This window comes from Nocardia niwae NBRC 108934 = DSM 45340 (assembly GCF_001613465.1).
Lineage (GTDB): Bacteria > Actinomycetota > Actinomycetes > Mycobacteriales > Mycobacteriaceae > Nocardia > Nocardia niwae.
Genome location: NZ_BDCK01000019.1, coordinates 56,430 through 80,610, shown reverse-complemented (window position 1 = coordinate 80,610; position 24,181 = coordinate 56,430). Strand labels below are relative to the sequence as shown.

The 24,181-nt window shown below is 66.9% G+C and carries 24 protein-coding genes and 1 pseudogene; 12 read left to right on the top strand and 13 right to left on the bottom strand.

The genetic code is table 11. From position 1 onward, the window contains the following. Positions 1 to 13: 13 nt before the first annotated feature. Positions 14 to 313 (bottom strand): hypothetical protein, encoded by a 300-nt coding sequence (locus NNI01S_RS12210; RefSeq protein WP_063020188.1) that lies wholly within the window; start codon positions 311 to 313, stop codon positions 14 to 16. Between the two features lie 194 nt (positions 314 to 507). On the opposite strand from NNI01S_RS12210, the gene NNI01S_RS33410 reads away from it, so the two are divergent. Then, positions 508 to 990 (top strand): RDD family protein, encoded by a 483-nt coding sequence (locus NNI01S_RS33410; RefSeq protein WP_169812959.1) that lies wholly within the window; start codon positions 508 to 510, stop codon positions 988 to 990. Positions 991 to 1,588: 598 nt separating this feature from the next. Continuing rightward, positions 1,589 to 1,876, top strand: coding sequence for a DUF2283 domain-containing protein (locus tag NNI01S_RS12200; protein WP_169812958.1), 288 nt, complete (start codon positions 1,589 to 1,591; stop codon positions 1,874 to 1,876). 27 nt (positions 1,877 to 1,903) lie between these two features. Here the strand turns inward: NNI01S_RS12200 and NNI01S_RS12195 are convergent, their stop codons facing one another. Together NNI01S_RS12195 and NNI01S_RS12190 are read right to left on the bottom strand one after the other, a co-directional pair. Further along, the gene (locus tag NNI01S_RS12195) at positions 1,904 to 2,782 is read right to left on the bottom strand and encodes a hypothetical protein (RefSeq protein ID WP_063020185.1); all 879 of its coding nucleotides are present in this window, start codon (positions 2,780 to 2,782) and stop codon (positions 1,904 to 1,906) included. 62 nt (positions 2,783 to 2,844) lie between these two features. Beyond that, on the bottom strand, positions 2,845 to 4,116 hold the full coding sequence (locus tag NNI01S_RS12190) for a pentapeptide repeat-containing protein (protein WP_169812957.1): 1,272 nt from the start codon (positions 4,114 to 4,116) through the stop codon (positions 2,845 to 2,847). A 571-nt stretch (positions 4,117 to 4,687) separates the two neighbouring features. Between NNI01S_RS12190 and NNI01S_RS12180 the strand changes: the two genes are divergently transcribed. The 3 genes from NNI01S_RS12180 (at position 4,688) to NNI01S_RS12170 (ending at position 9,080) form a co-directional block, all read left to right on the top strand. Next, positions 4,688 to 6,205: an FAD-binding oxidoreductase gene (locus NNI01S_RS12180; protein WP_063020182.1), complete on the top strand. Its 1,518-nt coding sequence runs from the start codon at positions 4,688 to 4,690 to the stop codon at positions 6,203 to 6,205. 322 nt (positions 6,206 to 6,527) lie between these two features. Beyond that, positions 6,528 to 8,003, top strand: coding sequence for an amidase (locus tag NNI01S_RS12175; RefSeq protein ID WP_063020181.1), 1,476 nt, complete (start codon positions 6,528 to 6,530; stop codon positions 8,001 to 8,003). Between the two features lie 57 nt (positions 8,004 to 8,060). Further along, positions 8,061 to 9,080, top strand: coding sequence for a Rossmann-fold NAD(P)-binding domain-containing protein (locus NNI01S_RS12170; protein WP_063020180.1), 1,020 nt, complete (start codon positions 8,061 to 8,063; stop codon positions 9,078 to 9,080). A 242-nt stretch (positions 9,081 to 9,322) separates the two neighbouring features. Here NNI01S_RS12170 and NNI01S_RS33405 read toward each other — a convergent pair whose 3' ends face one another. Beyond that, complete coding sequence (locus NNI01S_RS33405) at positions 9,323 to 9,529, bottom strand: DUF397 domain-containing protein (protein ID WP_084488739.1); 207 nt, start codon at positions 9,527 to 9,529, stop codon at positions 9,323 to 9,325. Further along, positions 9,519 to 10,445: a helix-turn-helix domain-containing protein gene (locus NNI01S_RS12165; protein WP_084488738.1), complete on the bottom strand. Its 927-nt coding sequence runs from the start codon at positions 10,443 to 10,445 to the stop codon at positions 9,519 to 9,521. The genes NNI01S_RS33405 and NNI01S_RS12165 overlap by 11 nt, the downstream gene beginning before the upstream one ends. Before the next feature lie 250 nt (positions 10,446 to 10,695). Here NNI01S_RS12165 and NNI01S_RS34445 point away from each other — a divergent pair, with 250 nt between their 5' ends. Next, entirely contained in the window at positions 10,696 to 10,893 is a 198-nt protein-coding gene (locus tag NNI01S_RS34445; protein WP_157114718.1) for a hypothetical protein, read from the top strand. 31 nt (positions 10,894 to 10,924) lie between these two features. Next, a complete protein-coding gene (locus NNI01S_RS12160; protein ID WP_063020179.1) occupies positions 10,925 to 11,209 on the top strand; it encodes a hypothetical protein in 285 nt (94 codons plus the stop codon). Between the two features lie 202 nt (positions 11,210 to 11,411). On the opposite strand, the gene NNI01S_RS12155 is transcribed toward NNI01S_RS12160, so the two are convergent. Together NNI01S_RS12155 and NNI01S_RS12150 are read right to left on the bottom strand one after the other, a co-directional pair. Next, a complete protein-coding gene (locus NNI01S_RS12155) occupies positions 11,412 to 11,720 on the bottom strand; it encodes a hypothetical protein (RefSeq protein ID WP_063020178.1) in 309 nt (102 codons plus the stop codon). Between the two features lie 87 nt (positions 11,721 to 11,807). After that, the gene (locus NNI01S_RS12150) at positions 11,808 to 13,187 is read right to left on the bottom strand and encodes a flavin monoamine oxidase family protein (RefSeq protein WP_063020177.1); all 1,380 of its coding nucleotides are present in this window, start codon (positions 13,185 to 13,187) and stop codon (positions 11,808 to 11,810) included. Between the two features lie 64 nt (positions 13,188 to 13,251). On the opposite strand from NNI01S_RS12150, the gene NNI01S_RS12145 reads away from it, so the two are divergent. The 3 genes from NNI01S_RS12145 to NNI01S_RS33400 all read left to right on the top strand — a co-directional run bounded on the left by NNI01S_RS12145 (position 13,252) and on the right by NNI01S_RS33400 (position 16,006). Beyond that, positions 13,252 to 13,854: a TetR/AcrR family transcriptional regulator gene (locus NNI01S_RS12145; protein ID WP_063020176.1), complete on the top strand. Its 603-nt coding sequence runs from the start codon at positions 13,252 to 13,254 to the stop codon at positions 13,852 to 13,854. A 185-nt stretch (positions 13,855 to 14,039) separates the two neighbouring features. Continuing rightward, positions 14,040 to 14,696: a TetR/AcrR family transcriptional regulator gene (locus tag NNI01S_RS12140; protein WP_063020175.1), complete on the top strand. Its 657-nt coding sequence runs from the start codon at positions 14,040 to 14,042 to the stop codon at positions 14,694 to 14,696. A 107-nt stretch (positions 14,697 to 14,803) separates the two neighbouring features. Further along, positions 14,804 to 16,006, top strand: a complete 1,203-nt coding sequence (locus tag NNI01S_RS33400) for a glycoside hydrolase family 19 protein (RefSeq protein ID WP_063020174.1) — start codon at positions 14,804 to 14,806, stop codon at positions 16,004 to 16,006. A 46-nt stretch (positions 16,007 to 16,052) separates the two neighbouring features. On the opposite strand, the gene NNI01S_RS34440 is transcribed toward NNI01S_RS33400, so the two are convergent. Continuing rightward, positions 16,053 to 16,202, bottom strand: a complete 150-nt coding sequence (locus tag NNI01S_RS34440) for a hypothetical protein (RefSeq protein ID WP_157114717.1) — start codon at positions 16,200 to 16,202, stop codon at positions 16,053 to 16,055. A gap of 197 nt (positions 16,203 to 16,399) precedes the next feature. Further along, the gene (locus NNI01S_RS34435) at positions 16,400 to 16,573 is read right to left on the bottom strand and encodes a hypothetical protein (RefSeq protein ID WP_157114716.1); all 174 of its coding nucleotides are present in this window, start codon (positions 16,571 to 16,573) and stop codon (positions 16,400 to 16,402) included. 110 nt (positions 16,574 to 16,683) lie between these two features. Here NNI01S_RS34435 and NNI01S_RS36505 point away from each other — a divergent pair. Next, positions 16,684 to 16,797, top strand: a pseudogene (locus tag NNI01S_RS36505) (cytochrome P450); the annotation flags it as partial. Positions 16,798 to 16,813: 16 nt separating this feature from the next. On the opposite strand, the gene NNI01S_RS34430 reads toward NNI01S_RS36505, so the two are convergent. Further along, positions 16,814 to 16,987, bottom strand: a complete 174-nt coding sequence (locus NNI01S_RS34430; RefSeq protein ID WP_157114715.1) for a hypothetical protein — start codon at positions 16,985 to 16,987, stop codon at positions 16,814 to 16,816. 536 nt (positions 16,988 to 17,523) lie between these two features. Continuing rightward, entirely contained in the window at positions 17,524 to 20,235 is a 2,712-nt protein-coding gene (locus NNI01S_RS12130) for an AAA family ATPase (RefSeq protein ID WP_063020206.1), read from the bottom strand. Positions 20,236 to 20,599: 364 nt separating this feature from the next. Here NNI01S_RS12130 and NNI01S_RS12125 point away from each other — a divergent pair, with 364 nt between their 5' ends. Further along, complete coding sequence (locus NNI01S_RS12125) at positions 20,600 to 22,228, top strand: ABC-F family ATP-binding cassette domain-containing protein (RefSeq protein WP_063020205.1); 1,629 nt, start codon at positions 20,600 to 20,602, stop codon at positions 22,226 to 22,228. 75 nt (positions 22,229 to 22,303) lie between these two features. Here NNI01S_RS12125 and NNI01S_RS12120 read toward each other — a convergent pair whose 3' ends face one another. Both NNI01S_RS12120 and NNI01S_RS12115 read right to left on the bottom strand, forming a co-directional pair. Next, positions 22,304 to 23,425, bottom strand: a complete 1,122-nt coding sequence (locus NNI01S_RS12120) for a hypothetical protein (RefSeq protein WP_157114714.1) — start codon at positions 23,423 to 23,425, stop codon at positions 22,304 to 22,306. A 173-nt stretch (positions 23,426 to 23,598) separates the two neighbouring features. Beyond that, positions 23,599 to 24,084, bottom strand: a complete 486-nt coding sequence (locus NNI01S_RS12115; protein WP_063020172.1) for a GyrI-like domain-containing protein — start codon at positions 24,082 to 24,084, stop codon at positions 23,599 to 23,601. Positions 24,085 to 24,181 lie beyond the last annotated feature (97 nt).

The window sequence follows — 24,181 nt, the reverse complement described above, 5'->3', positions numbered from 1 at the left end:
ACTCGATAGTGGTTCAGGCCTCGTCGGGATATCCCCATTCCAGATCGATGTCCGCCTCAGGCGCAATACCCCGAATGGCATCTGTGACGTCGCGTTCGAAGATCTTGCTCCACTCGCCGAACCCGCGGACGATGATCGGGCCGTTCTCGCTGGATGCCTTCACCCAGGGCGGGTTGTGAAAGACGCTCACCATCATCCACGAGTCGATCCCGTGCTCCTTCAACACCCTCTCCACCGCCACCTCGATGTTGTCGGCTTCCGCTGGAGAGGAGAGCTTTTCGACATACAGCGAGAGGTGAATGTTCACGGACATGAGCGATACCCTCCTACGATCCCTATCGATCTCGACTGTATCCGCCGCCGATCCGGGCGCCCAAGATGGCGGCCGGCTGCCACCGGGCGAGCAGAACTCGGTCTTCTTGTCGACGCTACGGTTTTCCACCGTTCCGCACGCGCGCAACCTTCACATCACTGGGGAGAGCTGCTGACTGCGGCAGAATACGTCGCGTGAACGCAACACGCCCCGGTTCGCGCCGAAGCCGATCACCCGCCCAGTCGCCGGAGCCTCAGTGGGGTGGCGTTCCCGAGGAGGCGGGAGAGAACCGCCTGGCCCTGGCCGCGGTGGTCGACGCTCTCCTCGTGCTAATGGTGGGTTTCGCGTTGTCGCAACGTGTCTTTCATGCCTTCCACGGTGTGGGGGAGTTTCTGGGCACGTTCATTCCGTGTGTGCTCGCGGTGTCGTTCGCCAACCACGTCCTCGGCACACTGCTGTTGCGGGGAAGTGTCGCGAAACTGCTCTTCGGAATGCGGGTAGTGCGATGGAAGGATGGCCGGCGCCCGCGTCTGTGGCAGACGATCGCGCGATGGCTGTTCGGATTCGCAGTGATCGGACTGCAATACCTGCTCGAAGGCGCGAGCGTAGGCCAGGCCTGCGGATTGCGCACGGTGCGCCGACGCGACCAGCGCCACCCGGTCGAACAAGTCCCGTGAGGTAGCCGCCGCGGAGGCGACAGCGGATTTCGTTGTGGCAGGCCAGGCGTTCACGCCAGTGCTCGCGAGCACTCGATCTCGGCACGCGTCCGGTCTCTGATCGGCACCTGGTGCTCGAGGAGGCGCTGCGTCCAGATCGACAACTCGGCCTCCTGATGACCGCTCTCTCGAAAGTCGAGAAAGTTGTCGGCGTCCTCGACCTAGGGCAGCAGCGCGGACAGTTGTTCTCACAGGCGTTTTCGTATGTCTCGCCGACCTCTGGCCAGCGCCAACTGAGGGCAGTCTCCACTCCGAAGCGCGTCACTGTGACCATCCTGGACCATCAGAACTTTCACAAACCGTTCGATCTACTCGTGGCTCTCAAGCCAACAGGAAGGCGGACTCGGGGTGGGCATTCCAATTCCGGAGGAGGGTTGACCTAGGCGGCGGGAGGCGCCTCGCAGCTGTATGGATCGATGTGACACGAAGCCCTCGGCGCGCCAAGATGGACGAGAAGAGTATCGCCCGATGAGATTCGTTGCAACGAACTACGTTCGAGAAGTAGCCTCGTTCCCGACACCAGTAGCTGTACGAATTGGATGAAATTGGGGATATGCTGATGACGACGCTGCCGAACAACACCTATATAGAGGAACTTACCTGGGACAGGCAGGCCAACGCTGCATATCTCGCCATTCGGTCCGAACACCCCGGGCCGCGATATGCAGCACGCACCGTGCGCGCGCAAACCAAGGACGGCACGCTATTGGCTACGCTTGACTTCGATGCAGACGGTGCACTCCTCGGGGTGGAGTTACTCGATGCCGGGACGCAGTTGACCGCAGCGATGAAGGCGGCCGCCACTGACATCACGGGGGGCCGCCAAGGTACTGAGCCTGCCGAGTAGGAGTTACTTTCTCCCCGAATCTCAGTCCTACGGCGCGGGATTGATTGTGTCGCCGTCCCAGCTCAGATCTGAATTCTCGGCGACCTCGAAGGCCTCGAAACGATCATCGGCCACAACCGCATCGATCAGAGCCCGTGAGCCGGCGACGATCGTGGAATCGAAGTCGATCTCGCTGGCCACGACCCATGCGTGGTCGGCGGGCCAGAGCAGCTGGGGCGTCACTCCGGGGAAGTCGGTCGTCCATCCCAGGCCCGCCGCATGCACCCAGCCGGGGTCGGCGAGTTCGGAGAGACTGGTATCGAACAGCATGAAGTCGCGTCCCGGCCATCGCAGGAAAGGCCCTGCCTCGACCGCCCGTCTGACCTGCGGCGCGACAGAGGCAGCCAGCTCGGCCTCGATTCGAGCTCGCTCGCGCTCGACATCCTGCGGATCGCCGTCGGTGGACGCGACGAACACCGCACCCGAGGATGTGTTCAGCTCGCCGAATCCATTCCACACTCCAGCCGTCACCTCTTCCGGTGCCTCGGTGGCTGCGCGAAGGTGGACGGTGAGCGAGGCCAGCAGGCTGGGGTCGAACCACCCCTCGACGGTCTGGCCGACTTGCCACCCGTCGTCGAACGACATCGCCGCTTTGTCCTCACCGTCGGTGAGGTTGCGCCACTGCACCAGCGGATGCATCACTCTGCCGTTGCGCACGGCGACCTCCGCCCACGGCCACATCGCCTCCTCCACGATCTCGGGATTGCCCCACTCGTCGGTCACCGCGACGTCGCGGCGGGTCGCCTCGACCGGGTGCAGGATCCGCGCATAGGCCTCGAAGCCGGTACCCGCGACGCCAGCGACCCCGTGTTCGCCGACGCGCGCGAGCAGCCACCCACCACGCTCCAAATCCGTTGTGAACTCCACTCGATCAGCTTAGTGAGCCGCGCCTGTCGGGCAGCATGTCTCCTGCGTCAGCTGCGTCGGGCTTACGAGGGTGGCGGCACTGCGACGGTCGGTGGCCAATCCTGGGGCACTACATTGGCGGGCTTCTGGCTGAGGTCCTGATCCCAGTCGAATACTGGTGCCGGTGGCCCCCATTTTTTTGGAGCAACGAACGAAGCGATCCCGCTACCGAAGCTCACCTTCATGAATCGAGTGTCGCCGGTGAAGGTCGCATCGTGGAACGAGACGTCGCCGGTGAAGGTCGCACCTTTGAACGAAACGTCGCAGGTGAAGGTCGCACTGTTGAACCAGGCGCTGTGCGCGAAGGTCACATGGTGGAACCAGATCTTGCCGGTGAAAGTCGCCTCTCCGAACTCGGCGGTGCGGGTGAAGGTCGCCTCTCCGAACTGGACGTCGCCGGTGAAAGTCGCATCGTGGAACCAGGCACCGCTACTGAAGGTCGCATTCTGGAACCATGCACCGCCGGTGAAGATCGCACCGCCGAACTGGGCTTTGCGAGTGAATGTCGCGTCTCCGAACTCAGCGACGCCGGCGAAGGTCGCACGGCTGAACTCGGCAGAGCCCTTGAACGTCGCATTGCTGAAATCGACACCTTCCAGGTACGCATTGCGGAAGTCGAAATCGTTTGCTGACCAGTTGTATTCGGCGGGTGGGCGGAGGTGGTTGGCAATGACACGGAGGATGGTCGCTCGGACTTCCCGGTCGTTCTGCCGATATTCGATGTGCTCTTCCGTCTCGCCACGCACTCGGCCATGTTCGATTCGGGGGGCTTTGACGACGAATTTGGTGCGCCCGCTGGCGCCGTGCTCGGTGTCGTAGGGCAGGCGGAGGTATCCGCACAGCACGTCGATGCATTGCTGGCGGCGCAGACCTTCGGATTCGTCGGCGACGCCGGCCATGGCATAGACCCCGGCGATGCGGACCGCGACATCGGTAGCACCGAGTTGGGCAGCCGCGGCACCGAAGCGTTCGATGAACCGACTTTGCTCGAGGTCGCGTTGGCGGCGGTAGGCGATGACCAGCGCGACGACGCCACCTACCCCGGCGACGACGGTCAAGGCGATGCGGGTGACGTCGATCTCGGCCGCGGTCTTGTTGGTGTCGACTGGTGTAATCCACCGTAGGAATGCATAGGCGGCGACGGCCACGCCCAGGCCCGCAGCGAGTGCGGAAAAGACCGCCGGCAGCAACTGGATCCGTCCCGTGCGACGCCTGAGCGACGAGCGGAAGTCTTCGATCAAACACGTGCGCAACGCGGTCGTTCTTGAACCTACCTGCGCAGCAACAGCGCTCACCCGCCCAAACATTGCTCAATTCTGCTCGATGTGACCTCGCCTCAACCACAACGTCGGCTACTACGCGTCTGTGAAACGCAGGGACAACGGTTCCATCCCACGCGAGCAGCGATGCGCGGATTCGACGGTGAAGATCCTGTGGCCGAGTCGGGAGTTCTCGGCATCGGCCACCTCGGCCGGTCCCCGCTGCGCGGTGGCCGAGGACCGGTGCTCCGGCGGCTGCGCGGCAACCTGCGGAGGTGTACTCGCGGTATCCGCGGGGACGATCCGTGGACGGATTCGGCCGGCGCGGGTGCGCGATAGTTCGGCACCGGGTCGGCCGGGCGGCATCCGGTAACCGGTGGGGCCGGTCTGACGGCCGTTGGAGCAGAATTCCGAGACAGTCCGGTAGGGGTTCGGCACTGAATTACGCCCTCGAGCGGTCGTGATCGTCCTCGATTGGCGTGTCGGGACATACCGCCGCGTCACCCCGTTACCGTTCCGGAATCGACCACAGAGGACTGCCCGGCGGCTGGGGGGTAAGAGTTCCTTAGCAGCTGGGTGCGCGGAGCCCGATCGAGAGGACCTGGACTTGAGTGATCTTTCTCGCCGTGACCTGCTCAGGACGTGGACGGTCGCCGGCGTCGGAGCAGTCGTCGTATCGGGCCTTACAGCCGCCGACACTCCGGATATCGCCGACGCGAGCGCCCCGGGAAATGTGACCGCGGGCCATCCGAGCAACAGCCCGGGATGCCGCCCGGCGACGCTGACCGGTCACATCGTTCGCCCCGGTGACGAGTCGTACACGGACGCACGACTCGGCTGGGACCAGCTCTTTTCCCACTATCCGCTGGTCATCGTCTTCGCAGAGGAGACCCAAGACGTGGTGAACGCCCTCACCTGGGCGCGGCAGCACAACGTCGCGTTGCGAGTGCGCAGCGGTCGCCACGCTCTCGAAGGCTGGTCGAACGTCGACAACGGCATCGTGATCGACGTAAGCCGGCTGAAGTCGGTCCGGATCGACCCTGGCGCTCGTAGCGCGACGGTTGGCGCCGGGCTGAACCAGCTGGAAGCGGTGACGACGCTCGCGAAGCAGAACTTTGCGGTCACAACCGGAAGTGAGGGCAGCGTGAGCTTGTGTGGTGCGACGCTCGGCGGTGGCCTCGGGCCGCTCAACCGCTGGCTCGGCATGGCCTGCGACAGTCTGATGGCGGCCGAGGTCGTCGTCTCGTCGGGTCACGACTGCGCCGAGGTGATCAACGCGGACCTGCAGCACCACTCGGACCTGCTCTGGGCGCTTCGCGGCGCGGGAAACGGCAACTTCGGGATCGTCACACAACTCACCTATGAGGTGTATCCGCTCGAGCATCTCGCCTACCTACAGGCGACATGGGATGGCCTTGGGGACCTTTACGGGGTCTTCGAGGCATGGCAGCGTACGGTACCGTCCGCCGACAGCCGTCTGGGATCCGAGCTGGAGATCCACAAGTCCCAGATCCAGCTGTCCGCCTGGCTTGCGGAGGGGGCGGCGGCACAGGCCAGAGAGATGCTGGCTCCGATCCTGTCTGTCGGCACGCCCGAGGTCACGGTGCAGGTGGGCAACTGGGGCGATTTCTTTGCCGGAGCCCAGGTCCCGCTCACGCAAGAGCCCGCGAACTGGAAATTCTTCTCGCAGTTCGTCAAGAAGCCGTTCCCGAAGAACGCGATCGACATCATCAACTCCTTCATGCGAAACGCTCCCACAGAGGAAAGCAACTACTTCGTCGATGCCTTCGGTGGGGCGATCGAGAGGGAGCCGCGCGGCGGCACGGCGTTCGCGCATCGCGACGCGCTGTTCTACGGTGAGATCGGCGCAGCTTGGGGGACCCGTTCAACCGAACCAGGCGTCAGCGACCCGCTGACCCCGCAGGCCCAGGCCTGGCTCGCCGAGTTCAGCCAGGCGCTGCGACCCTACGCGGACGGCGCCTATGTCAACGTGCCGAACGTGGGAATGCAAGAGTGGGAGACCGCCTATTGGGGGCGGGAGCACTTCGAGCGTCTGCGCAGAATCAAGGCGAAGTACGACCCGCACAACGTCTTCCAGTACGAGCAGAGCATCCCGCCGGCGTGACCCTGATCGATGGTCGGTCATGAGTGACCGCGGTCCTGGACCGACACGAGCGCGGGAAAGATTACGCTCACTCAGGTCGCTTCGGGGGGTCGCATGCCGTCCGGATTCTTCACGTCGGTCTGCAGCCGTGCGGCTTCCCGGCGGTGATGCCGGGGCACCGACCGCGACTGGCGGCCGCCACGGATAGCTCGACGACCTCGGCGTGCTGCGCAGTGGTGGCCCAACCACTGTGCTCGTGACGTCGTCAAGGCTACCGTCGTTCATATCTGCTGCGCAGACCGGCGTTGATACCCACTCCCGGGCGGGCGTTAGCGTCGGATTCATGGAGTGGACTTATCGATCGGCCGAAGAGCTCTCGGCTGCGTTGCGCGCTGGTGAAATGAGCTCGGTGGAACTGACCGAGGACGCGATCGCTCGTATCGAGCGGGACGATAAGGCGATCAACGCGATCTGCGTGCCGGACTTCGACCGCGCGCGGGCCGCCGCACGCCGAGCCGACGAGGCGCGCGCCCGCGGCGAGGATCGGCCGCTACTGGGTATTCCGTTGACTGTCAAAGAGTCCTACAACATCGCCGGGCTACCCACGACGTGGGGTATGCCGCAGTTCGAAGACTATGTGCCGACCGAGGACGCGGTAGCGGTGGCGCGGGTGAAGGCGGCGGGCGCGGTGGTGCTCGGCAAGACCAATGTGCCGTTGATGCTGAAGGATTGGCAGAGCTTCAACGAGATCTACGGCACCACCAACAACCCGTGGGATCTCGGTCGCACACCGGGCGGATCCTCCGGTGGATCGGCGGCGGCCCTGGCCGCCGGGTTCGGTGCGCTGTCTCTCGGCTCCGACCTCGCCGGTTCGTTGCGCACGCCCGCGCATTTCTGTGGCATCTACGCACACAAGCCGTCTTTCGGGCTGGCGGCGACGCGCGGAATGGTTCCACCGCCCGCGCCGGCATTGCCGAGTGAAGGCGACCTCGCCGTCGTCGGTCCGATGGCCCGAACCGCTCGCGACCTCACGTTGCTGCTGGACGTGATGGCCGGCCCGGATCCTCTGACGCTCGGCGTCGCGTTCGACCTCGCGCTGCCGGCCGCGCGTCATCAGGAACTCCGCGACTTCCGGGTCCTGGTCCTCGACGAGCATCCGCTCCTTCCCACCGGTTCCGCCGTACAGGCTGCGGTGAACCGTGTCGCCGATGCGCTCGCCGCCGAGGGCGCTCGCGTCGAACGGCACAGTTCACTGCTGCCCGACCTGACCGAAGCCGCCACGCTCTACACGCAGTTGATGGTTTCGAGCATCGCCGCGAGTTTTCCCGCGGAGAGGTACGAACAGCTGCGGACCGCCGCGGCCGGACTCGACGCCGATGACCGGACTCGCGAGGCGGAATGGTTGCGTGGCGCGGTGTTCAGTCACCGCGACTGGATCGAGGCGAACAGCCGTCGCGAGCAGCACCGCCACGGCTGGCGGCAGCTGTTCGCCGAGTTCGACGCCGTGGTGTGCCCGATCACGCCGACTCCCGCGTTCCCACACGACCACAACCCCGATGCGCGGGGACAGCGGATCGACATCGACGGCGTCGAGTACCCATACGGCGACCAGATGGTCTGGCCCGGTGTGGCGACCATGCCCGGCCTTCCCGCCACCGCCATACCCGCGGGTCGATCACCCGAGGGTCTGCCGGTCGGGGTGCAGCTGATCGGCCCGATGTTCGAGGACCACACGCCGCTGCGGCTGGCCGAACTGCTCGAGCAGCGGATCGGCGGCTTCGAGGCGCCCGGATCCAGCCGCAATTCATCGACGGTCTGATGGCCGCGGGCATGAATCGGCCGTGCCATTGCCGGAATCCCGCTCTACGCTGAGCACATGGTCACCATCGTCGGCGGAGGGATCGCCGGGACCGTCCTCGCCGGAGCCCTGGGGCGCGTGGGGATTCCGGCCCGGGTGTACGAAGCCCAGCCATCACTCGGCGCCGGGGCGTTCCTGGTGCTGGACGACCGTGCGCAGGCCGCGCTGACCACCCTCGGCGTGCCCGCCGACCGGTTGGACGAGGTCGCCCATCCGGTAGACGCCCTACGGGTCGAATACCAGCCGGGCGAAGCGCGTTTCGGACCGAGCCGCGGTCATCGGCTGTACCTGCGTGCCGAACTCATGTCGGTGCTGACGGAATTCGCCACCGCCACATCGTCGGTGTTCCACTACGGCACTCCGGTGACCGACATCGACCACGGTGTGCTGTTCAGCGGCGCAACTGCACTACCCGCTGACGACATCGTCATCGCGGCAGACGGCATCGACTCCCTCGCCCGCCGCCGAATCGAACCGGCGCGGACACCCGAGTACGCCGGGCAGCTCGTGTTCTACGGCCGCACCGAGCGTGCTCGAGCGCTGCGCACCAAGAGCACGGTGCTGCATTTCGACGGCCGGATCGGTGCGGACGGCCGCCCGGCGGGTGCGTTCGGTCACTTCTGGGACGAAGGACTGTCCGTCTGGTTCGCCAGGGTCACCCGTCCGCCGCTTCCCGCGCAGGAAACCGGATACCATCCGGTAGTGGACTGGAGCGACGTCATTCGCACTGTCGCGCCGGGCATTTCCGACGTGGTGGATGTTTTGCTCGCGGAGACCGAGACCGTGCACGTCTCGAATGCGCGCAACGTCCCTTTCGCCACCGCCGCCGCCGCACAGCTTCCGGTGATCCTGTGCGGGGACGCCGATCACGCCATCACACCCGCCGAAGGAGTCGGCGCCCGCGACGCGATCGAGGACGCGGCAGCCATCTTTCACGCACTCTCCACCGGCTCCTCGCCCGCGGACGCGATGGCGGCCCGGCGGCGGCAGATCGCCGCGGACCGCGTACGGGTTGTTCCGCCCTACCGCCGCAATTGAGGACTAATGGCTGTGTGCCCAGTCATTCTCGGTTCTCGCAGTGCATCTGAAGTGATGCGGTGCGGATTTCGAAGACGCCGTCGATTTCTCGGAGATACCTCAGCCCGACAGGTTGGCATGATTGTCGTCCTGGCCGCAGAACACGCGCCACGAATCTGTACCGCAATCGAGGTCGGTAGGGCGTAATCGCGCCTACCGACCTCGCGACGAGATCGGTGCCACAGGCGAGACTTGCGCTCAGCTCAGAACCGGTCGAAGTCTCTACTCCGCGCGCCCGCCAGGAATACATCCCACTCCGAGGGCGTGAACACCAGCACTCCACCACCGACGTTCTTCGAGTCACGAACCCCCACATGCCCGCCATCCAGATGCGCTACCTCGACGCAGTCGTTCCCGGCGGCACTACGAGTGCTTTTGAACCAGCGCGCTCCGGATAGGTCAACGGACACGGTCGAACTCCTTCGCTACCTGCCGCAGTAGGCGTTTGCTATTCGGCACGTCCAAAGCTACTCGCTGGATCACCTCGAATCCAGCTCTGTACCGCCGCACGGTGCTGGTGCGTTCCAGGTAGATGTTGCCTGTGTAGCTCTCGACGTAGACCACTGGCGGCTCCAAAGGTCGCCCCTCGCCGTCACCGGCGAAATCCAGGATCGTGAAAGGACCGGTCGAGACGCCGAGTGGGAAGCCAACCCCGAAGGGCAGCACTTGCACCCGTACGTTCGGTGGCAGGTCGGCCAGGTGACGCAGCTGTGTCGACATCACGCGGGGACCTCCGACGACTCGCCTGGTGACCGCCTCGTCCACCACGAGTACAGCTGCCAGTGGCGAGAAGTCACGACTGATCAACGCTTGCCTGTTACGCCGCACCCGGACGCGACGCTCGATCTCCTCTGCGGTGTCCATCGGAAAGTAGACGCGATCCAACGCCCTCGCGTAGTCGGGGACCTGAAACAATCCAGGCACCATATCGGGGCGATACACAGTGATATGAGAGGCCGCCGCCTCCATCTGCACGTAGGCGTTGAACGTCGGATTCACCTGATCGGGAAACTCGTCCAACCACGACGGCGTCCTCCCCTGCGCCGCCAGCGATTTCAACACCGGCAGCATGTCCACCCGCTGATACAACTTGCACAACCGCCGCAGGTCTTCCTCCCTGACGACAACGTTCGGCGCGCCGGTCTCCAGCCGGTGCAGCGTCCCCGCCCCGCGCCCGATCGCCCGCGATGCCACTTCGATGGACAGTCCCGCCTCCTGCCTCATCCCGCGCAGGCAGCGGCCGAGACTGCGGTGTGGAACGCCCCCGGTCCCGCGAATGTCGGCCCTGAGCTGCCGATCATCGGGGTCCACATCCCTCTCCCCCATACTGTTTGCTCCCTTCTGTGGAATATCCGCACGCGCTGGCTGGAATATTTCTGAAAGTAATTCTGGAAGGCCACAATTCGACCGCCGGAAAGACATTGTGCAGGGTCGCTGGAAGGCGTCCAGGGTATTTGCCATTTTCTGTCGCGAATCCGCTCGGAAATGTCCACGCGGCCCGCATCCGGTGCTCCACTGGCCGCATGATCGGCGCGGCGTAAGTCCTTTTCGCCGCCACTCGACCAGCGGAGGACAGATGACCAAGGCATTACCGCAACGCGTTCCGTTCCCACGGGCCCGTGCTCCCTACAAGGCTGTGCCGCTGCCCGTGCTCGAGCGCTACGCCGTCGCGCTGCGCCAGTGGGCCGACGCTCCCGAACGTCCCGGAGGCGGGGTGTCGACCCCTCCCCCGCCTCCGGTGACCCTCACCGAAGCCCTGTCATGGACCGAGTGATTCGTCGCCGGGCCGCCCGCGCGCGGAGGTCGTGACCGTGCGCCGATTCCGCGTCACAGTGCACTGCTGCGGCCCCCGCTGGCTCATCCACGTGCCTGCCGTGGACCGCTGGACGGTGACCGGGAACAAGTCGGCGATCCGGTCCACCGCCCGGCAGATGATCGCGGCGATGACCGGACACGACAACGACTCGTTCGCACTCGACCTCGTCGCGGGCAGAGCGTTGCGGGACGCGGAGGAGTTCGCGGCGGGATGCCGGGCGCTGACGCGGTGGCAGCTGCCCGGGGAACAGGCGGAGCGCACAGTTTCGGAGTGACTCGGGTCCCGAGGACGGAGGTCGCCAGATCTGAGCAGACCGTGGCGACCTTCCCCTCGAAGAGATGGAGGCCGTTGTCGACGCCGCGCCCGCAACTGGAACATCGGGGCGTCCTCCGTCGTCCGACGACTATGGTCACGTTTGCGGAGTCGTCGAGTTCATCGGTCGACCTCGAAACAGGCCCGGTGCGCGAGCACCTGACCTAGCTCGGCGTACCGAAGACCGCTGCGTACCAGTAACTTTCGGTATTCCGAAACCATTCCCCGATTCGCTCCGTGTCGAACACCCGCAACTGCGACATGTCGACGTGGTATCGATGGAACAGGGTTACGAGTTCGTATACGGATTCGTCATCGGCCGTGGCGTCGACTTTTATGTAGAGCGTTCGCAGCTCACCTTCGTATGCCCGCACGGCGGGAATCTTGTCGAGCCATTCGAAAAAGGCCGCTTCATCGAACGGTGACCCATATCTTGAACCGGTTGCCTCCAGCACGATCTCAGTGTCGCTCATCGTCGTTTGCCCCTGGATGAATGTTGTCAGCGGCCACCGACGACGAGGCCGACGATTCGCGGTATGGCGCGATCGCATCGCGGCCGGTCATGCGGGATCGGCGGTTGAGGCGGTGGGGGCCAGGGCGAGGCCGATCTCCTGGGCGACGCGGTGACCGGATTCGGCGGCGCCGTCGATGTAGCCTGCCCAGCGGGTGGCGGTTTCGGTGCCCGCCCAGTGCAGCGGGCCGATCGCGGGGCGCAGGGCGTGCCCGAATCGGGTGAGGGTGCCCGGCGTGGTGAACGCGCCGTAACAGCCGCGGCTGTATTCCTCTTCGGCCCAGTCCTTCTCGATGTAGTCGATCGGTGTACGCGCGCGCGGACCGAAGTATCCCACGAGGTCGTCGATCACCCGAGCACGGCGATCGGCGATATCCAGTCGTGCGCCGGCATCGGCGTGACGACCCTCGAGGAAACCTACGAGTACACCGGGTGATCCGGCGGGCGGGGTGTTGTCGAACACCGTCCCCAGCGGCCGTCGGTCGCTGTTGGCCTGACCACTCCACCCGCCTGCTCGCCAGAACGGTTCGTCGTAGACCACGTTGATCTTGATGACCCGGCCCATCGGCATCCGCTGGACGAGCTGGTCGCGGTCGCCCGGCAGGCCGGGGATGAAGCGGATGCGCGCGGCCAGTGGCGGCGGTACCGCGATCACCGCACGACGCGCCCGCACGACGGTCCCGCCGCTCCGGATGCGGACACCGGCATCGTCCCAGTCGACCTCCGTTACGGGACTGTTGAGAACCACCCGATCGCCGAGCTGTCCGGCCAGAGCGTGCGCGATCGCCTGGGTGCCACCGACCACCCGATCCTGCTGGGCTCCGCCCCTCACACCGATCATGGAATCCAGGCCGCCACCCGCACCGAGGTAGAAGCTCGCCCACAGCGCGGACATGTCCTCGGGTCCGGTGGAGAACACCGCCTCGGTGACCACCCGGAAGAACGCCCGCCCTTGCCGGGTGTGGGTGGCGCGGCGCAGCCAGGTGTCGAATGTTTGCGCGTCCAGCGCTTCGGCTCGATCCGCTCGCCACGGCTCGGTCCGGGACACCCGACGTCCGATGCGGTCCAGCCGCAGCTGCGCCTGGGCGATGTCGGCCAAGGCCAGCGGGTTCATCCTGGGAATTCGGCCGGTGTACTCCGAACGAGACCCGCCGAGTTCGGCGATGTGGCGGCCGGCGGTGTGTGTCGGATGAGTCTTCAAACCCAGCTCGTCGATCAACGCCATCGCTTCATGCTGTGTCGGACCGACCCACTGCCCGCCGACCTCGATGGCCTCACCACCGGGCAACTCGGCATTGAGCAGACGCCCGCCCACCCGGTCACGCGCTTCGAGTACCAGGACCTCATGCCCGGTGCGCACCAGGTCGCGGGCGGCAACAAGGCCGGCTGTGCCCGCGCCGACGATGACGGCATCCACGGATCTGTCCATCTGCATCCTCCAGGATCATACGTCGTGAATCTGACATACACTGTGTATGTGATAAACGTACGGTATGGAGTCGCTGCGTGACAAGCACATCGAGAACACCCGCCGGACGCTGCTCGACACCGCGGCCCGGTTGTTCGCCGAGCGGGAATACGCCGACCTTTCCGCCGAGGAGCTGGTGCGCGCCGCCGGGTTGACCCGAGGCGCGCTGTACCACCATTTCGACGGCAAGAAAGGACTGTTCGAAGCCGTCGTCGACGAGTTGGAAGACCGTGCGGCGCAACGCATCAGGGCTGCCATCGATTCCACGACGGACCCCTTCGAACGCGTCGACCGCAGCCTCGGGGCTTTCCTCGACATATGCGCGGAGCCCGACTATCACCACATCGTGCTGCTCCAGGGCCCGATCGCGCTGGGCTGGCGCCGCTGGCGAGAAGTGGACCAGCGCCATCTCAGCAGCCTGGTACTCGAGGGCGCCCGCAACCTGCTCGACGCCGGTCTGATCCAGCCTCATCCACCGGAACTGCTCGCCAGCGCTTTCTACGGCGCCCTGACCGAGATGTCACTGATCATCGCCGAATCCGGCAACACCGAGAAAGGCCGCGCCGAGGCTGCCGCCCTGGCACGAGCACTCCTGAGCGGGCTCGCCGTCAACCGGCCACGAGAATGACGAAGCACGAGTCTGCAGCAGCCATCACGTCCGGTGGCCGGGCCGCCGGACGTGGCGAGGACCTACTGCGCGGAGAGCATGGGCGGCCCGATAGGCGAAACAGCGAGACCCTCACGAGAGCAATCGTGTCTGATGGAGTCCTCAGATACGATTACCGTGACATTTGCGAATGGAAGAGGGTATCGATGTCCACCGACCCCGTGGTGCGCAACCGCATCGACCGCCGCCGGGAACGCACCCGCAAGGCATTGCTCGGCGCAGCACGGAAGTTCCTGTCGGAAGGACGTTCGGCGGTGAGCATCCAGGAGATCACCGATGCCGCCGACGTGGGGTTCGGCTCGTTCTACAACCACTTCACCTCCAAGGAAGAGCTGTTCGACGAAGCCGTCCGCTCCGTGTTGCAGGTCTACAGCGAAATGCGCGACGAGATCGTCAAGCTCTACGACGATCCGGCCGAGGTGTTCACCGTGAGTTTCCGGATGACGGGCCGTCTCCAGCGGCAGGCGCCGGAAATAGTCCGGGTACTGCTGCATTCCGGAATGCCGGTGCTGCTCCGCGATGAGGGCCTCGCCCCGCGCGCTCGCCGCGACATCATCGCCGCGCAGGAGGCGGGCCGGTTCGAGCCGATGGACCCGGACATGGCCGTCATGGCCGCAGGCGGCGCACTGCTGGGCCTGCTGCAATTACTGGACGCCCGACCCGAGGCCGATGCGGACGCGCTGACCGACGAAATGACCTTCCATGTACTGCGCATGTTCGGCATGAACAAGCGTTCGGCGCAGAAGCTTGTCGCCCACTCCCTGCCCCCACAGCCCCAGCTGGACCTACTCGCTGATTCATAGTTCCGGTGACGCCGTCCGCCGACGCAGGGTTGCGCCGGCCGGTCACCCTGTCACGACTGGGGAGAACTACAGCGGGCGTGGGGGCCGGTCATGTGAGAATCGCGGACATGGGCTCCCAGTTCGACCCGTTGGAGGCGGATCCTTGGGGGCGGGCGCGATACGGCCTGCTTGCGTTACCGGCGAAGGTGCCGGGGCAGGCGTCGGTTCCGGATTCGACCACGACGGCTTCCGCCGCGATCACCGATGTCCGCAAACAGATCGCGGGCTTGAAGGCCCCGCCGCAAGCCTCCGCCACGATGCGTGGAGTCATCGAGTTCGCCCGAGCCGCAATGGATCTCATGGTCGATCAGCTCGGCACCGGACACACCAGGGATCTTCCGGACCTGATCGCTCTACTCGACGAGGCCGACCTGTACGACGTGGCGAACGAAGCCGTCGTGACCACGCATTACAACGAGAAGTCCGGAAAGCTGGCGCGCCTGGCCACCGACCTGAAAGCTCAGGAAAAGAACGTCTCCGGCACCGTGGGCGATGCCGCCGAAGACAACATGGAGTTGGTCCGAACGATCGGTGATGAAGCGGCACGTCTCGCACCGGTCCTGCAAGCTGCCGCGGTGCTCGTCTCGGCGCGATCGGAGAAGTTGACGCCGGCCGAGGAAAAGTCGCTGCTGACCGAAGTCGTCGCCACGCTCGTGCGGGTGGAGACGAAGTTCGCCGCGGTGGCCGGGCACAATACCGACCGGGCGGGGACGATGGGCCCGCTGACCCTGGAACAACTGAAGCGCATATTCCCCGGTACATCTCCCGCGACATTGCGCAAATATCTGCCCTACCTCAATCAGGCGATGCGTGACTACGGGATCGACACCCCGAAACGCGAAGCCGCGTTCCTCGCCCAGCTCGGGGTGGAAACCGACGACCTGAAAACGCTCACCGAATACGGTGACGCGGCGTACTTCAACCGCAACTACGGGCCCGGATCCAGTGTCGGTCCGAGTATCGGCAACAAACACCCCGGCGACGGCGCCCGCTTTCACGGCCGCGGTGGCATGCAGCTGACCGGCCGCAACAACTACCGGGAGGCGGGCGAGGACCTCGGTGTCGACCTCGTCGGCAATCCCGGACTGGCCGCCGATCCGAAGTACGCCTTCGCCACGGCGGGCTGGTTCTGGGACACCGAGAATCTGAACGAGCAGGCCGACGAATCGGACTTCGACGCTATCACCAGAACGATCAACGGCGGTTCGAACGGCAGTGCGGAGCGCAACGAGAACTACGAGCGGGCCCGGAAGGTTCTCGACGCCGAATGAGCGGAGTAATTCGGCCCGTAGACCTGTACCGCGCTGCAGCGAGGGTTCAGGTGCTCGCCGACCTCGCCGCGAGGTCGCGAGACGCGGCGTCGAGGACTCGGCCGAACGCGTAGGTGCACACCGGCCGCACCACCCATCGGGTGACGGCGGCGCCGATCAGCGGCAACCGGAGCTGTGCCGTGGTGGTCCAGACCACGTGAGTACCGTCCGCCGTCTCGCGGAAGACGACCGACCCTTTTTCAGGCCTCGAGGGCGGGATGCTGCGGTCGCATCGAAACCGCGCGTGCGGCACGCGACGTATCGGCAAGGCCGTCGGCCGCACCGAACTCCCCTCACCACTCCCCTCACCCGCGGACACGGACGTGCACGAGACAGGGACGGGCCCACCAGCGTTCACGCCTGCTCGTCGTTCGGGATCAGGCTCGCGGTCAGCACTCCGAATTGCCGACCACCGTTCAGGTCGGGCTCGGTGACGACGAGCGCGAACGCGCCGACGATCTCGAGCACCCGGAAAGCCTGCCGACCGCCGGGAACCAGCCGCACTCTGTCACCGACACGCACTTCCATACCGGACAGACTATTCTCCCCTCCGGTCCGGAGAATAGTGATCGACCGCGCCGATCCGGCGCGATCAGGGCCGCGACAACGCGAAGTGACGGACACCACCCGATCCGGCGCGGTTCGACCCGGACCGGTGGACGCCGGACTACCGCAAGACCGTGACGCGGTCCGGGATCTATCAGCCGTTCGGCCTCGGCAACCGGAACTGCATCGGCGAACCGTTCGCCTGATACGAAGCGGCGAACGTCAGCCGGTGAATTCCCCTATCGCCGGTCCGGCGCCGTGCAGCACCGCGGCCTCGGCCCACAACCACAGCGACACCGGTCCCGCCCAGACTGCCGCCGCTGTGGCGGCGCCCACCCGCCGATCCGTGTATGCATCGGCGAGTTGGTGTGCGCCTTTTCCCGGTTGTGCGGTCATCACGCGACCTTCAGTGGACCCTTGGAGAACTTGCGCCAGATGGAAACGGACCGTAGTCACGGGAGTGCTCCTCGGAATTCGGCGATGCGGGATGTGTGCGGTTCCGGTGCCGCGCTCTCGGTTCCGGACGCTCATCGAGCATCGCCGCCACGGGCCTTCCAGCGAATCCGTCACGCGACGCTGCGTTGACGTAATCCGTCGCCGGGCGTCAGGGACAACGCCGAATGGCACCCGTCGGCCACTGCGACGGTGAGTTCGGCTCGATCCCTGATCCGTCCTCGGGGTCCGCCGCCGTCGCAGATGGTCGGCGGCGACGACAGCCCGGGCGATCGGAGGTGACGCTTCCTGCGGGACGTTGTGGCGAGGCCCATTCGTGCCACCGGCCCAGTTCGGCCTCCGGCGGGGGGCGGTTGATGGTTGGCGGCGATCCGCGTGACCAGATATCCGCTCATTGCGGCGATGACGCCGACGGTCCGCCGCCGTCCCGGGATGGGACGGCTGACCCGCACCCCGGTCCGCAAGCAATGGAGGCGGCATCACACGGTCATGTCCTCGTCGGCCGGTAGCAGCGCCGCCAGATCGGTGCGCGAGCTGACGCCGAGTTTGGGGAAGATGCGATGCAGGTGGGTGCTGACCGTCCGATGCGACAGGTACAGTCGCTGCCCGATTTCCCGGTTGGTCAGTCCCTGTGCCGCCAGCCGGGCAATGCTCAGCTCGTGCGGAGTGAGCCGATCGCGGGCGTCGGGGTCGTGGTTCGGGCTGGATTCACCGGCACTGCGCAACTCCAACCGGGCTCGTTCGCTCCAGGCGGTGAATCCCAGGGCGTCGAAGATTTCCCTGGCCGTGCGCAGGTGGGCGCGAGATTCGACGACCCGCCGCTGTCGCCGCAGCCATTCACCGTAGGACAGGTGCAACCGGCCGCGCTCGGCGGGCCAGGCGGTCAGGTCGCCGCCGAGCGCACCGGTGAAGTGTGTTTCGGCGGCGTCCGCCGACAGGAGTGCGTGCGCGTATCGCCATCCGATGTGCAGGGCGGGCGAGGGTGTGCAAGCCACGGCCTGCTCCAGGCCGCCCAGCAGCTCCCGCAGCGCGTCGGCCTGCCCGGCACGGATCGCCGCGTCGGCGAGTTCGGCCAGGGAATAGGCGCGCAGCGTCGGCGAGTGCGCCGGGTCGCGCGGATCGTGCGTGCGGCGCAGATCGGCGAACGCGTCGTCGTAGCGCCCCTCGCCCAGAGCCGCGAGCCCGCGGGCGAGTTGAACTGTCGCCAGCACGGGTCGCGCGCCGGAGGCGAGCCCGATCCGTTCGGCTTCGCCCACCAGGACCGCCGCTCGTGTGTAATCACCTCGCAACGCGGCGATTTCGGCTTGCACGGCGGTGGCCAGCCCGTACATGAAGGGCTGACCGGTTTCGCGGGCGAAGGCCGCGGCTTCGGCCGCGACCGGCGCCGCGGCGGCGAGATCGCCGAGCCGGGCCAGACTCCACGCCTGGACGGTGAGCGCGCGCGGCAGCAGTCCGAGCTGCCCCTCGACCCGGAATCCCGGCGCGGCCGCGGCGGAGAAGTGCGCGGCGAGGTCGAAAGCGCCCACTTGCAGAGCCGCGCTGCCCAGGAATCGGTCGACCTCGGGGTCGCGGCCGGCACCGGAGGCCAGGGCGCGCAGGTGATCGAGGACCCGTTCGCCACGTTCGAAAGGGGCGACATACGCGGAGACCGCGACCAGGCGCGGATCGTCGTCGGGAATGGGAAGGTCGTCGGCGACGGCGAGCAGCGCGCGGCGGGTGCCGGGCCCGGGTTCGGACCAGAAGCAGCGCATCGCCGCACCCCACAGGATGCGCATCGCCGCGTCGGGGTGCCCGTCGGCGGCGACAGACGCCGCCAGCGCGGCCAACTCGGCGATGCGCGAGGGGTTCTCGCGCACCCCGTCGTCGAATCCACTGAGCAACCAGGCCGCCGTGGCGCGGCGCCGGGGTGTGCTGGGAAGTGCGCGCGCGGCCAGGACGAGCCGTTCGGCGAGCTCACGGCGGCCGGAATCGACGGCGAGTTCCGCCGCCCGCAGCAGCCGGTCCGCGCGCCGCCCGGCGCTCTCGCTGAAGTCGGCGGCTCGCTCCCAGGTCGCGATCGCGTCACCGTGGTGGCGCGCCCGTTCCGCGACGGCCTCCAGTTCGCGCGCCACCTGTTCGTCGGGGCCCGTAGTGGCCGCGGCCAGCTGCCAGGCGCGCCGATCGGGATCGGTGAGGACATCGGCGAGCGCCCCGTGGGCGCGGGCACGTTCACCTGCCGTCGCCGTCGCGGCCAGGGCCGATCGCATCAGGGGATGCCGGAAGGTGACCGTGCCGGGCCCGAGGACGAGCAGCCGGGCCTCCACCGCGGGTGTGAAGATCTCGGGTTCGGCCGGCGTTCCCAGCAGAATGCTTGTAGCGGAGAGTGTTTCGGCCATCGAGTCGCTGTCGGCGAGTGCCGCTACGAGCAGCGCGGTGCGAGTGGGGGCGGGCAGCGTCGTACTGCGCGCGGCGAAGGCGCGTTCGAGCCGTTCGGTCAGTGGCAGCGCCGCGGGAGGCTCATCGAGCGCGCCCACCGCGGTCGGCAGCTCGGTCAGCGCCAGGGGGTTGCCCTGGGCCTCGGCCAGCACCCGGTGCCGGACCGGGGCGGGCAGGTCGGGCGCGGCCAGGTCCAGCAGCGCGGCGGCGTCGTCGCCGGACAGCGGTTCCAGCTGCATGAGGCTCAGTCCCGCGTCGGCGAGCGGCGTGCCGATCCCTTCGCGCAGGCTGGCGATCAGCGCGATCGGCTCGCTGTCGATTCGGCGGGCGATGAACGCCAGCACCTGCGCGCTGGCGAGGTCGAGTGCATGTACGTCCTCCGCGACGATCAGTAGCGGCCGCAGGTTCGCCGTGTCGGCGAGCAGCGTCAGCGCTGCGAGGCCGACCAGGTAGGCAGTGGGTTCCTCGACGCTGTCCGAGGTGCCGAACGCGGATGCGAGTGCGTCGCGCTGCCGTTGCGGCAACCCGTCCAGTTCCGTCCGCAACGGGTACAGCAGCCGATGCAGCCCGGCGTAGGCGTAGTGCTGTTCGGCCTCCACGCCCGCGGTCCGCAGGACTCGCGCCCCCGCGATCGCGGCCGCCGCGACCGCCTCGTTCACCAGCGCGGATTTTCCGATCCCGGCCGCACCTCGAAGAAGAATCCCACTGCGACCCTCGGGTCCGTCGACGAGCGCGCGCAGGTCCTTCAGCTCGGCTTCCCGCCCGACCAGCGACATGGTGCGCACTCCTTTTCCCGCTCGGTCCCGGTTGCGGGGTCCCGCTGCGACCCTACCGAAGCGGGTCACCGGGTTCCGCTGTCCGCGCCCGCACCGACATCACCGCCGAACCGGCCCCGGATCGGGCGGGAATGCACTACGCCGCTCGGCGGCGCGGACGCGGCTGTTATGGTCGACGCACAGTGATCGAAGCGAGGAAGTTCGAACATGGCAGGTGAACTCGACATCTCGGGATAACTCCCGGATTTGACGGCCACCGGTAGGCGCTATCAGGGCGTCGCCGTCGTGGCCATGTCGTCGTTTCACCATTCTTCCTCGCGTGGCGCCGGTTTCGCGCGCCCGCCTGACCTTCGAGGTAACCGCCATGTCCGATGCGTACATCGTGTGTTCGAACCTGTCGTTCTCCTGGCCGGATGACACCCCGGTCTTCGACGAACTGTCCTTCAGCGTGCCCGGCGGCCGGACCGGGCTGGTAGCCCCCAACGGCGCCGGAAAAAGCACCTTGCTACGCCTGATCGCCGGTGATCTCCGGCCGGTTGCGGGCAGTGTGTCGGTCGACGGGATACTCGGCTACCTCCCGCAGAATCTGCCGCTCACCGGCGATCTGACCGTCGCCGAGGTGCTCGGCATCGCACCGGTGCTCGCGGCGCTGAACGCCATCGAGGCCGGTGACACCAGCGAGGAGCATTTCGCCACGATCGGCTCCGACTGGGACATCGAGGAGCGCACCCGCGCACAGCTGGAACGACTCGGCCTCGGCCACGTGTCCTCCACCAGACATCTGCACACGCTCAGCGGCGGGCAGATCGTGTCCCTGGGTCTCGCGGCGCAGCTGTTGCGCAGACCGGAGGTGCTGATACTCGACGAACCGACCAACAATCTCGACCTCGACGCACGCCACCGGCTCTACGACCTGCTGGCGGACTGGAACGGCTGCCTGCTCCTGGTCAGCCACGATCGAGCTCTGCTCGAGCGCATGGACCGCATCGCCGAACTCGACTGCGGCGAAATGCGGTTCTACGGCGGCAATTTCACCGACTACGAAGCCGCTGTACGTGCCGCACGCGAGGTCGCCGAGAAGAATGTCCGCAACGCCGAGCAGGAGCTCGAGCGCGAGAAGCGAGAGTTGCAGCGGGCGCGCGAACGCGCAGCACGCCGCGCGAGCAACGCCGCGCGCAACCTGAGCAACGCGGGCCTGCCGAAGATCTTCGCGGGAACGATGAAACGCAACGCCCAGCAATCGGCCGGGAAAGCGAACGAGACGCACAGCGCCCGCGTGGGTGCGGCGAAGAGCAAACTGGATCTGGCCGAACGCTCGGTGCGCGACGAACAGAGAATAGTGCTGGAACTGCCCGGCACCGATGTTCCGGCCGGGCGCACGGTCTTCGCCGGCGAGGGCATGCGGTTCGGCTACGAGCAGCAGCCGATCTTCACCGGCGTCGACCTGGTGCTCCGCGGACCCGAGCGGATCGCGGTGACCGGCCCGAACGGCGTGGGGAAATCGACGCTGCTGCGAATCGTCCACGGTGATCTCTCCGCGGAGCACGGTGCGATCACCCGTGCCGAGGGTCGGGTCGCCTACCTCTCACAACGACTGGATCTGCTCGACCCCGAGCGCACAGTCGCGGAGAACCTGGCCGCGTTCGCGAAGACCATGCCCGAGGCCCAGCGAATGAATCTGTTGGCGCGCTACTTGTTTCGCGGCTCGCGGGTCCATCTGCCGGTAGGCGCGCTCTCCGGCGGCGAGCGCCTGCGCGCCACGCTCGCATGTATCTTGTTCGCCGAACCGGCGCCGCAACTGTTGCTGCTCGACGAACCGACCAACAACCTCGACCTGGTCAGCGTGGGCCAGCTCGAGAGTGCGCTGAACGCCTACCGGGGCGCCTTCGTGGTCGTCAGCCACGATGAACGCTTCCTCACCGAGATCGGCGTGCAGCGCTGGCTGCGACTGTCCGGAGACGGGCTGCGCGAAGTCACCGGACCCGTCATCTGAACCGGTGAGATACGCAGCCGTTCCGCAGCAGGCAGACGGCTGCGTATCTCCCCAGTCCGAACGGCCGCAGGTGATTCAGGGGCGCACCGCCTCGCTCGGGGCGCCCTCGGCTGTCGCCACGGTGGCCGCGGCGGCCCGCTCCGCTTCCTCGACGGTGCACCGGCCGAGGCCGCATGCCGTCGCCACCCCGTATGCGACCCGGCCCGCGGCCGCTTCGAACAAAGCCAGGCTGCGGATACTGTCTTCCGTTCCCTTCGGCGACACGACCCCGGCGATGACCCGCCACTCCGGGTCCAGCCTGCGCAGGGGCCGGTAGAACGCCGGGTCCAGCGGGGCCGGATGAGCCCCGTAGGCGCAGGGGATGTGCGCGGGTGGCAGCGGCACAGCGCGGGCGCGCAGGTCGCGGGAGACGCCGTTCAACAGCTTCACCGCCGGCGCGAGACTGCGTGGGGCGATGAGCTCTTTGTGCTGGTAGTCGCCGTAACAGAGGTGCAAGGTGGTCTGCGCGCCGAGGTCGTGCGCCCGCACGAGGAAGTCGGCCAACTGCCTTGCGACCAGACGGCCGACCGGCACCTGCGCACCGAATCGCGCCGCCTTCACCAGTGCCAGCTGAGCGATCGGCGACTCCACCTGCCAGGTGATCAGGTCGCCGTGATCGGTGACGAGCTGGGCCATCTCGGCCAGCGCCGCCTCTACGAAGACCGGCAGGGCGCGCAGGGCGGGAGTCACCGCCGGGAGATGGCGCAGCGCGCGGCCGAGGGGAAGTCCCTCAGCCACCGCGGCGCCGCCGAACACGAACAGCGCCAGGTCGAGCGGGTTCGGTTGACTGATCTGCAAGCGTGTGCCCACGAGTTCCGGGTGCCGATCCCGCAGCGCGCGAAAAGCGGTGACGGCCGCGCCGATGCGGTCGACGCGGTCCATCGTCACGTGGCGAGGTTCGAGGACGGCGCCCCGGCGCAGACCGTAGACGCGCATGTCGGCGTAGTCGGCGAAGTCACCATCGCGCACCACTTCGAAAACGTCGTCGTGTACGCCTCGCTCGCGCAGGTACTCCACGACCCAGGTGGGATCCAGGTCCCGCGGTACGCCGGTGAGCCGGTGGCCTCGGCTGCGCTGGACGAACCATTCCAGCACGTCACTGTCATCTGCCGTCAATGCCGCGGGCAAGCTGCCCACGAAGTGCACCAGTCGCGTCATCGCCTGTCCCACAGCTAGTTTCCCCGAACGGACCAGGCGTCGACCCTGCACGCGCCCCGATCCGGCCGCTGCCAAGCAGAATAGGCCGATCGATAGCCAGAAATTCGCCACTACTGGGAACGTTGCTGCGCCCCCTCCGACCACCCGCCGAGACGCGACCGTGTCGACGTCGGTTACGGCATCACCGGCCAGTTCAGCTCGGTGCGCAGCTGCGCGGGATCCATGTCCGGCGTGGGCCGGGTGCGGTAGACCTCCCACCACAGCGGCCCCGGCGTGAGTCGCTGTTCGACGATCCACGATCGCAGGTTCTCCCAGGCGGCGGCCAAGCCCTCGAATCCACCGGAGTACACGATCCTGGCCACGCGGCCTGCGGGCAGGCACCCGGCCATGACATCGCGTTCCGGACGCACCGGCCGATCGACCGGGAACCCGACCTCCACATCCAGCGCGGCGGCCGCCTCCTCGCGGTACAGGCAGAAGGCCGGACCAGCGATCGTCACGCCCTGCCCCGCGACGACCTCCGGCAGCGCCCGGAACGACCGATCGAAGAAGTCCCGCATCTCCTCCGGTGCGACGCGACGGCGAATGGCAGCCGTCGCGCTCTCCGGGACGTCGAGCAACTCGGGAGCGGAGGTTCGGACAGTTCGGTCGTCGGTCATGATTCTCCTCGAACAGGTGTGGGGACACTCCACCACCAACGACGCCATGGCTTGCCGAAACTCATCGGCGCAGCCCGTATTCACCGCGGCACACCGT

Coding starts and splice junctions, on each gene's coding strand:
- NNI01S_RS12210 (WP_063020188.1), bottom strand. CDS start 313: ATGTCCGTGAACATTCACCTCTCGCTGTATGTCGAAAAGCTCTCCTCT.
- NNI01S_RS12200 (WP_169812958.1), top strand. CDS start 1,589: ATGACGACGCTGCCGAACAACACCTATATAGAGGAACTTACCTGGGAC.
- NNI01S_RS12175 (WP_063020181.1), top strand. CDS start 6,528: ATGGAGTGGACTTATCGATCGGCCGAAGAGCTCTCGGCTGCGTTGCGC.
- NNI01S_RS12170 (WP_063020180.1), top strand. CDS start 8,061: ATGGTCACCATCGTCGGCGGAGGGATCGCCGGGACCGTCCTCGCCGGA.
- NNI01S_RS12165 (WP_084488738.1), bottom strand. CDS start 10,445: ATGGGGGAGAGGGATGTGGACCCCGATGATCGGCAGCTCAGGGCCGAC.
- NNI01S_RS34445 (WP_157114718.1), top strand. CDS start 10,696: ATGACCAAGGCATTACCGCAACGCGTTCCGTTCCCACGGGCCCGTGCT.
- NNI01S_RS12155 (WP_063020178.1), bottom strand. CDS start 11,720: ATGAGCGACACTGAGATCGTGCTGGAGGCAACCGGTTCAAGATATGGG.
- NNI01S_RS12150 (WP_063020177.1), bottom strand. CDS start 13,187: ATGGACAGATCCGTGGATGCCGTCATCGTCGGCGCGGGCACAGCCGGC.
- NNI01S_RS12145 (WP_063020176.1), top strand. CDS start 13,252: ATGGAGTCGCTGCGTGACAAGCACATCGAGAACACCCGCCGGACGCTG.
- NNI01S_RS12140 (WP_063020175.1), top strand. CDS start 14,040: ATGTCCACCGACCCCGTGGTGCGCAACCGCATCGACCGCCGCCGGGAA.
- NNI01S_RS33400 (WP_063020174.1), top strand. CDS start 14,804: ATGGGCTCCCAGTTCGACCCGTTGGAGGCGGATCCTTGGGGGCGGGCG.
- NNI01S_RS34435 (WP_157114716.1), bottom strand. CDS start 16,573: ATGGAAGTGCGTGTCGGTGACAGAGTGCGGCTGGTTCCCGGCGGTCGG.
- NNI01S_RS34430 (WP_157114715.1), bottom strand. CDS start 16,987: ATGACCGCACAACCGGGAAAAGGCGCACACCAACTCGCCGATGCATAC.
- NNI01S_RS12130 (WP_063020206.1), bottom strand. CDS start 20,235: ATGTCGCTGGTCGGGCGGGAAGCCGAGCTGAAGGACCTGCGCGCGCTC.
- NNI01S_RS12125 (WP_063020205.1), top strand. CDS start 20,600: ATGTCCGATGCGTACATCGTGTGTTCGAACCTGTCGTTCTCCTGGCCG.
- NNI01S_RS12120 (WP_157114714.1), bottom strand. CDS start 23,425: ATGACGCGACTGGTGCACTTCGTGGGCAGCTTGCCCGCGGCATTGACG.
- NNI01S_RS12115 (WP_063020172.1), bottom strand. CDS start 24,084: ATGACCGACGACCGAACTGTCCGAACCTCCGCTCCCGAGTTGCTCGAC.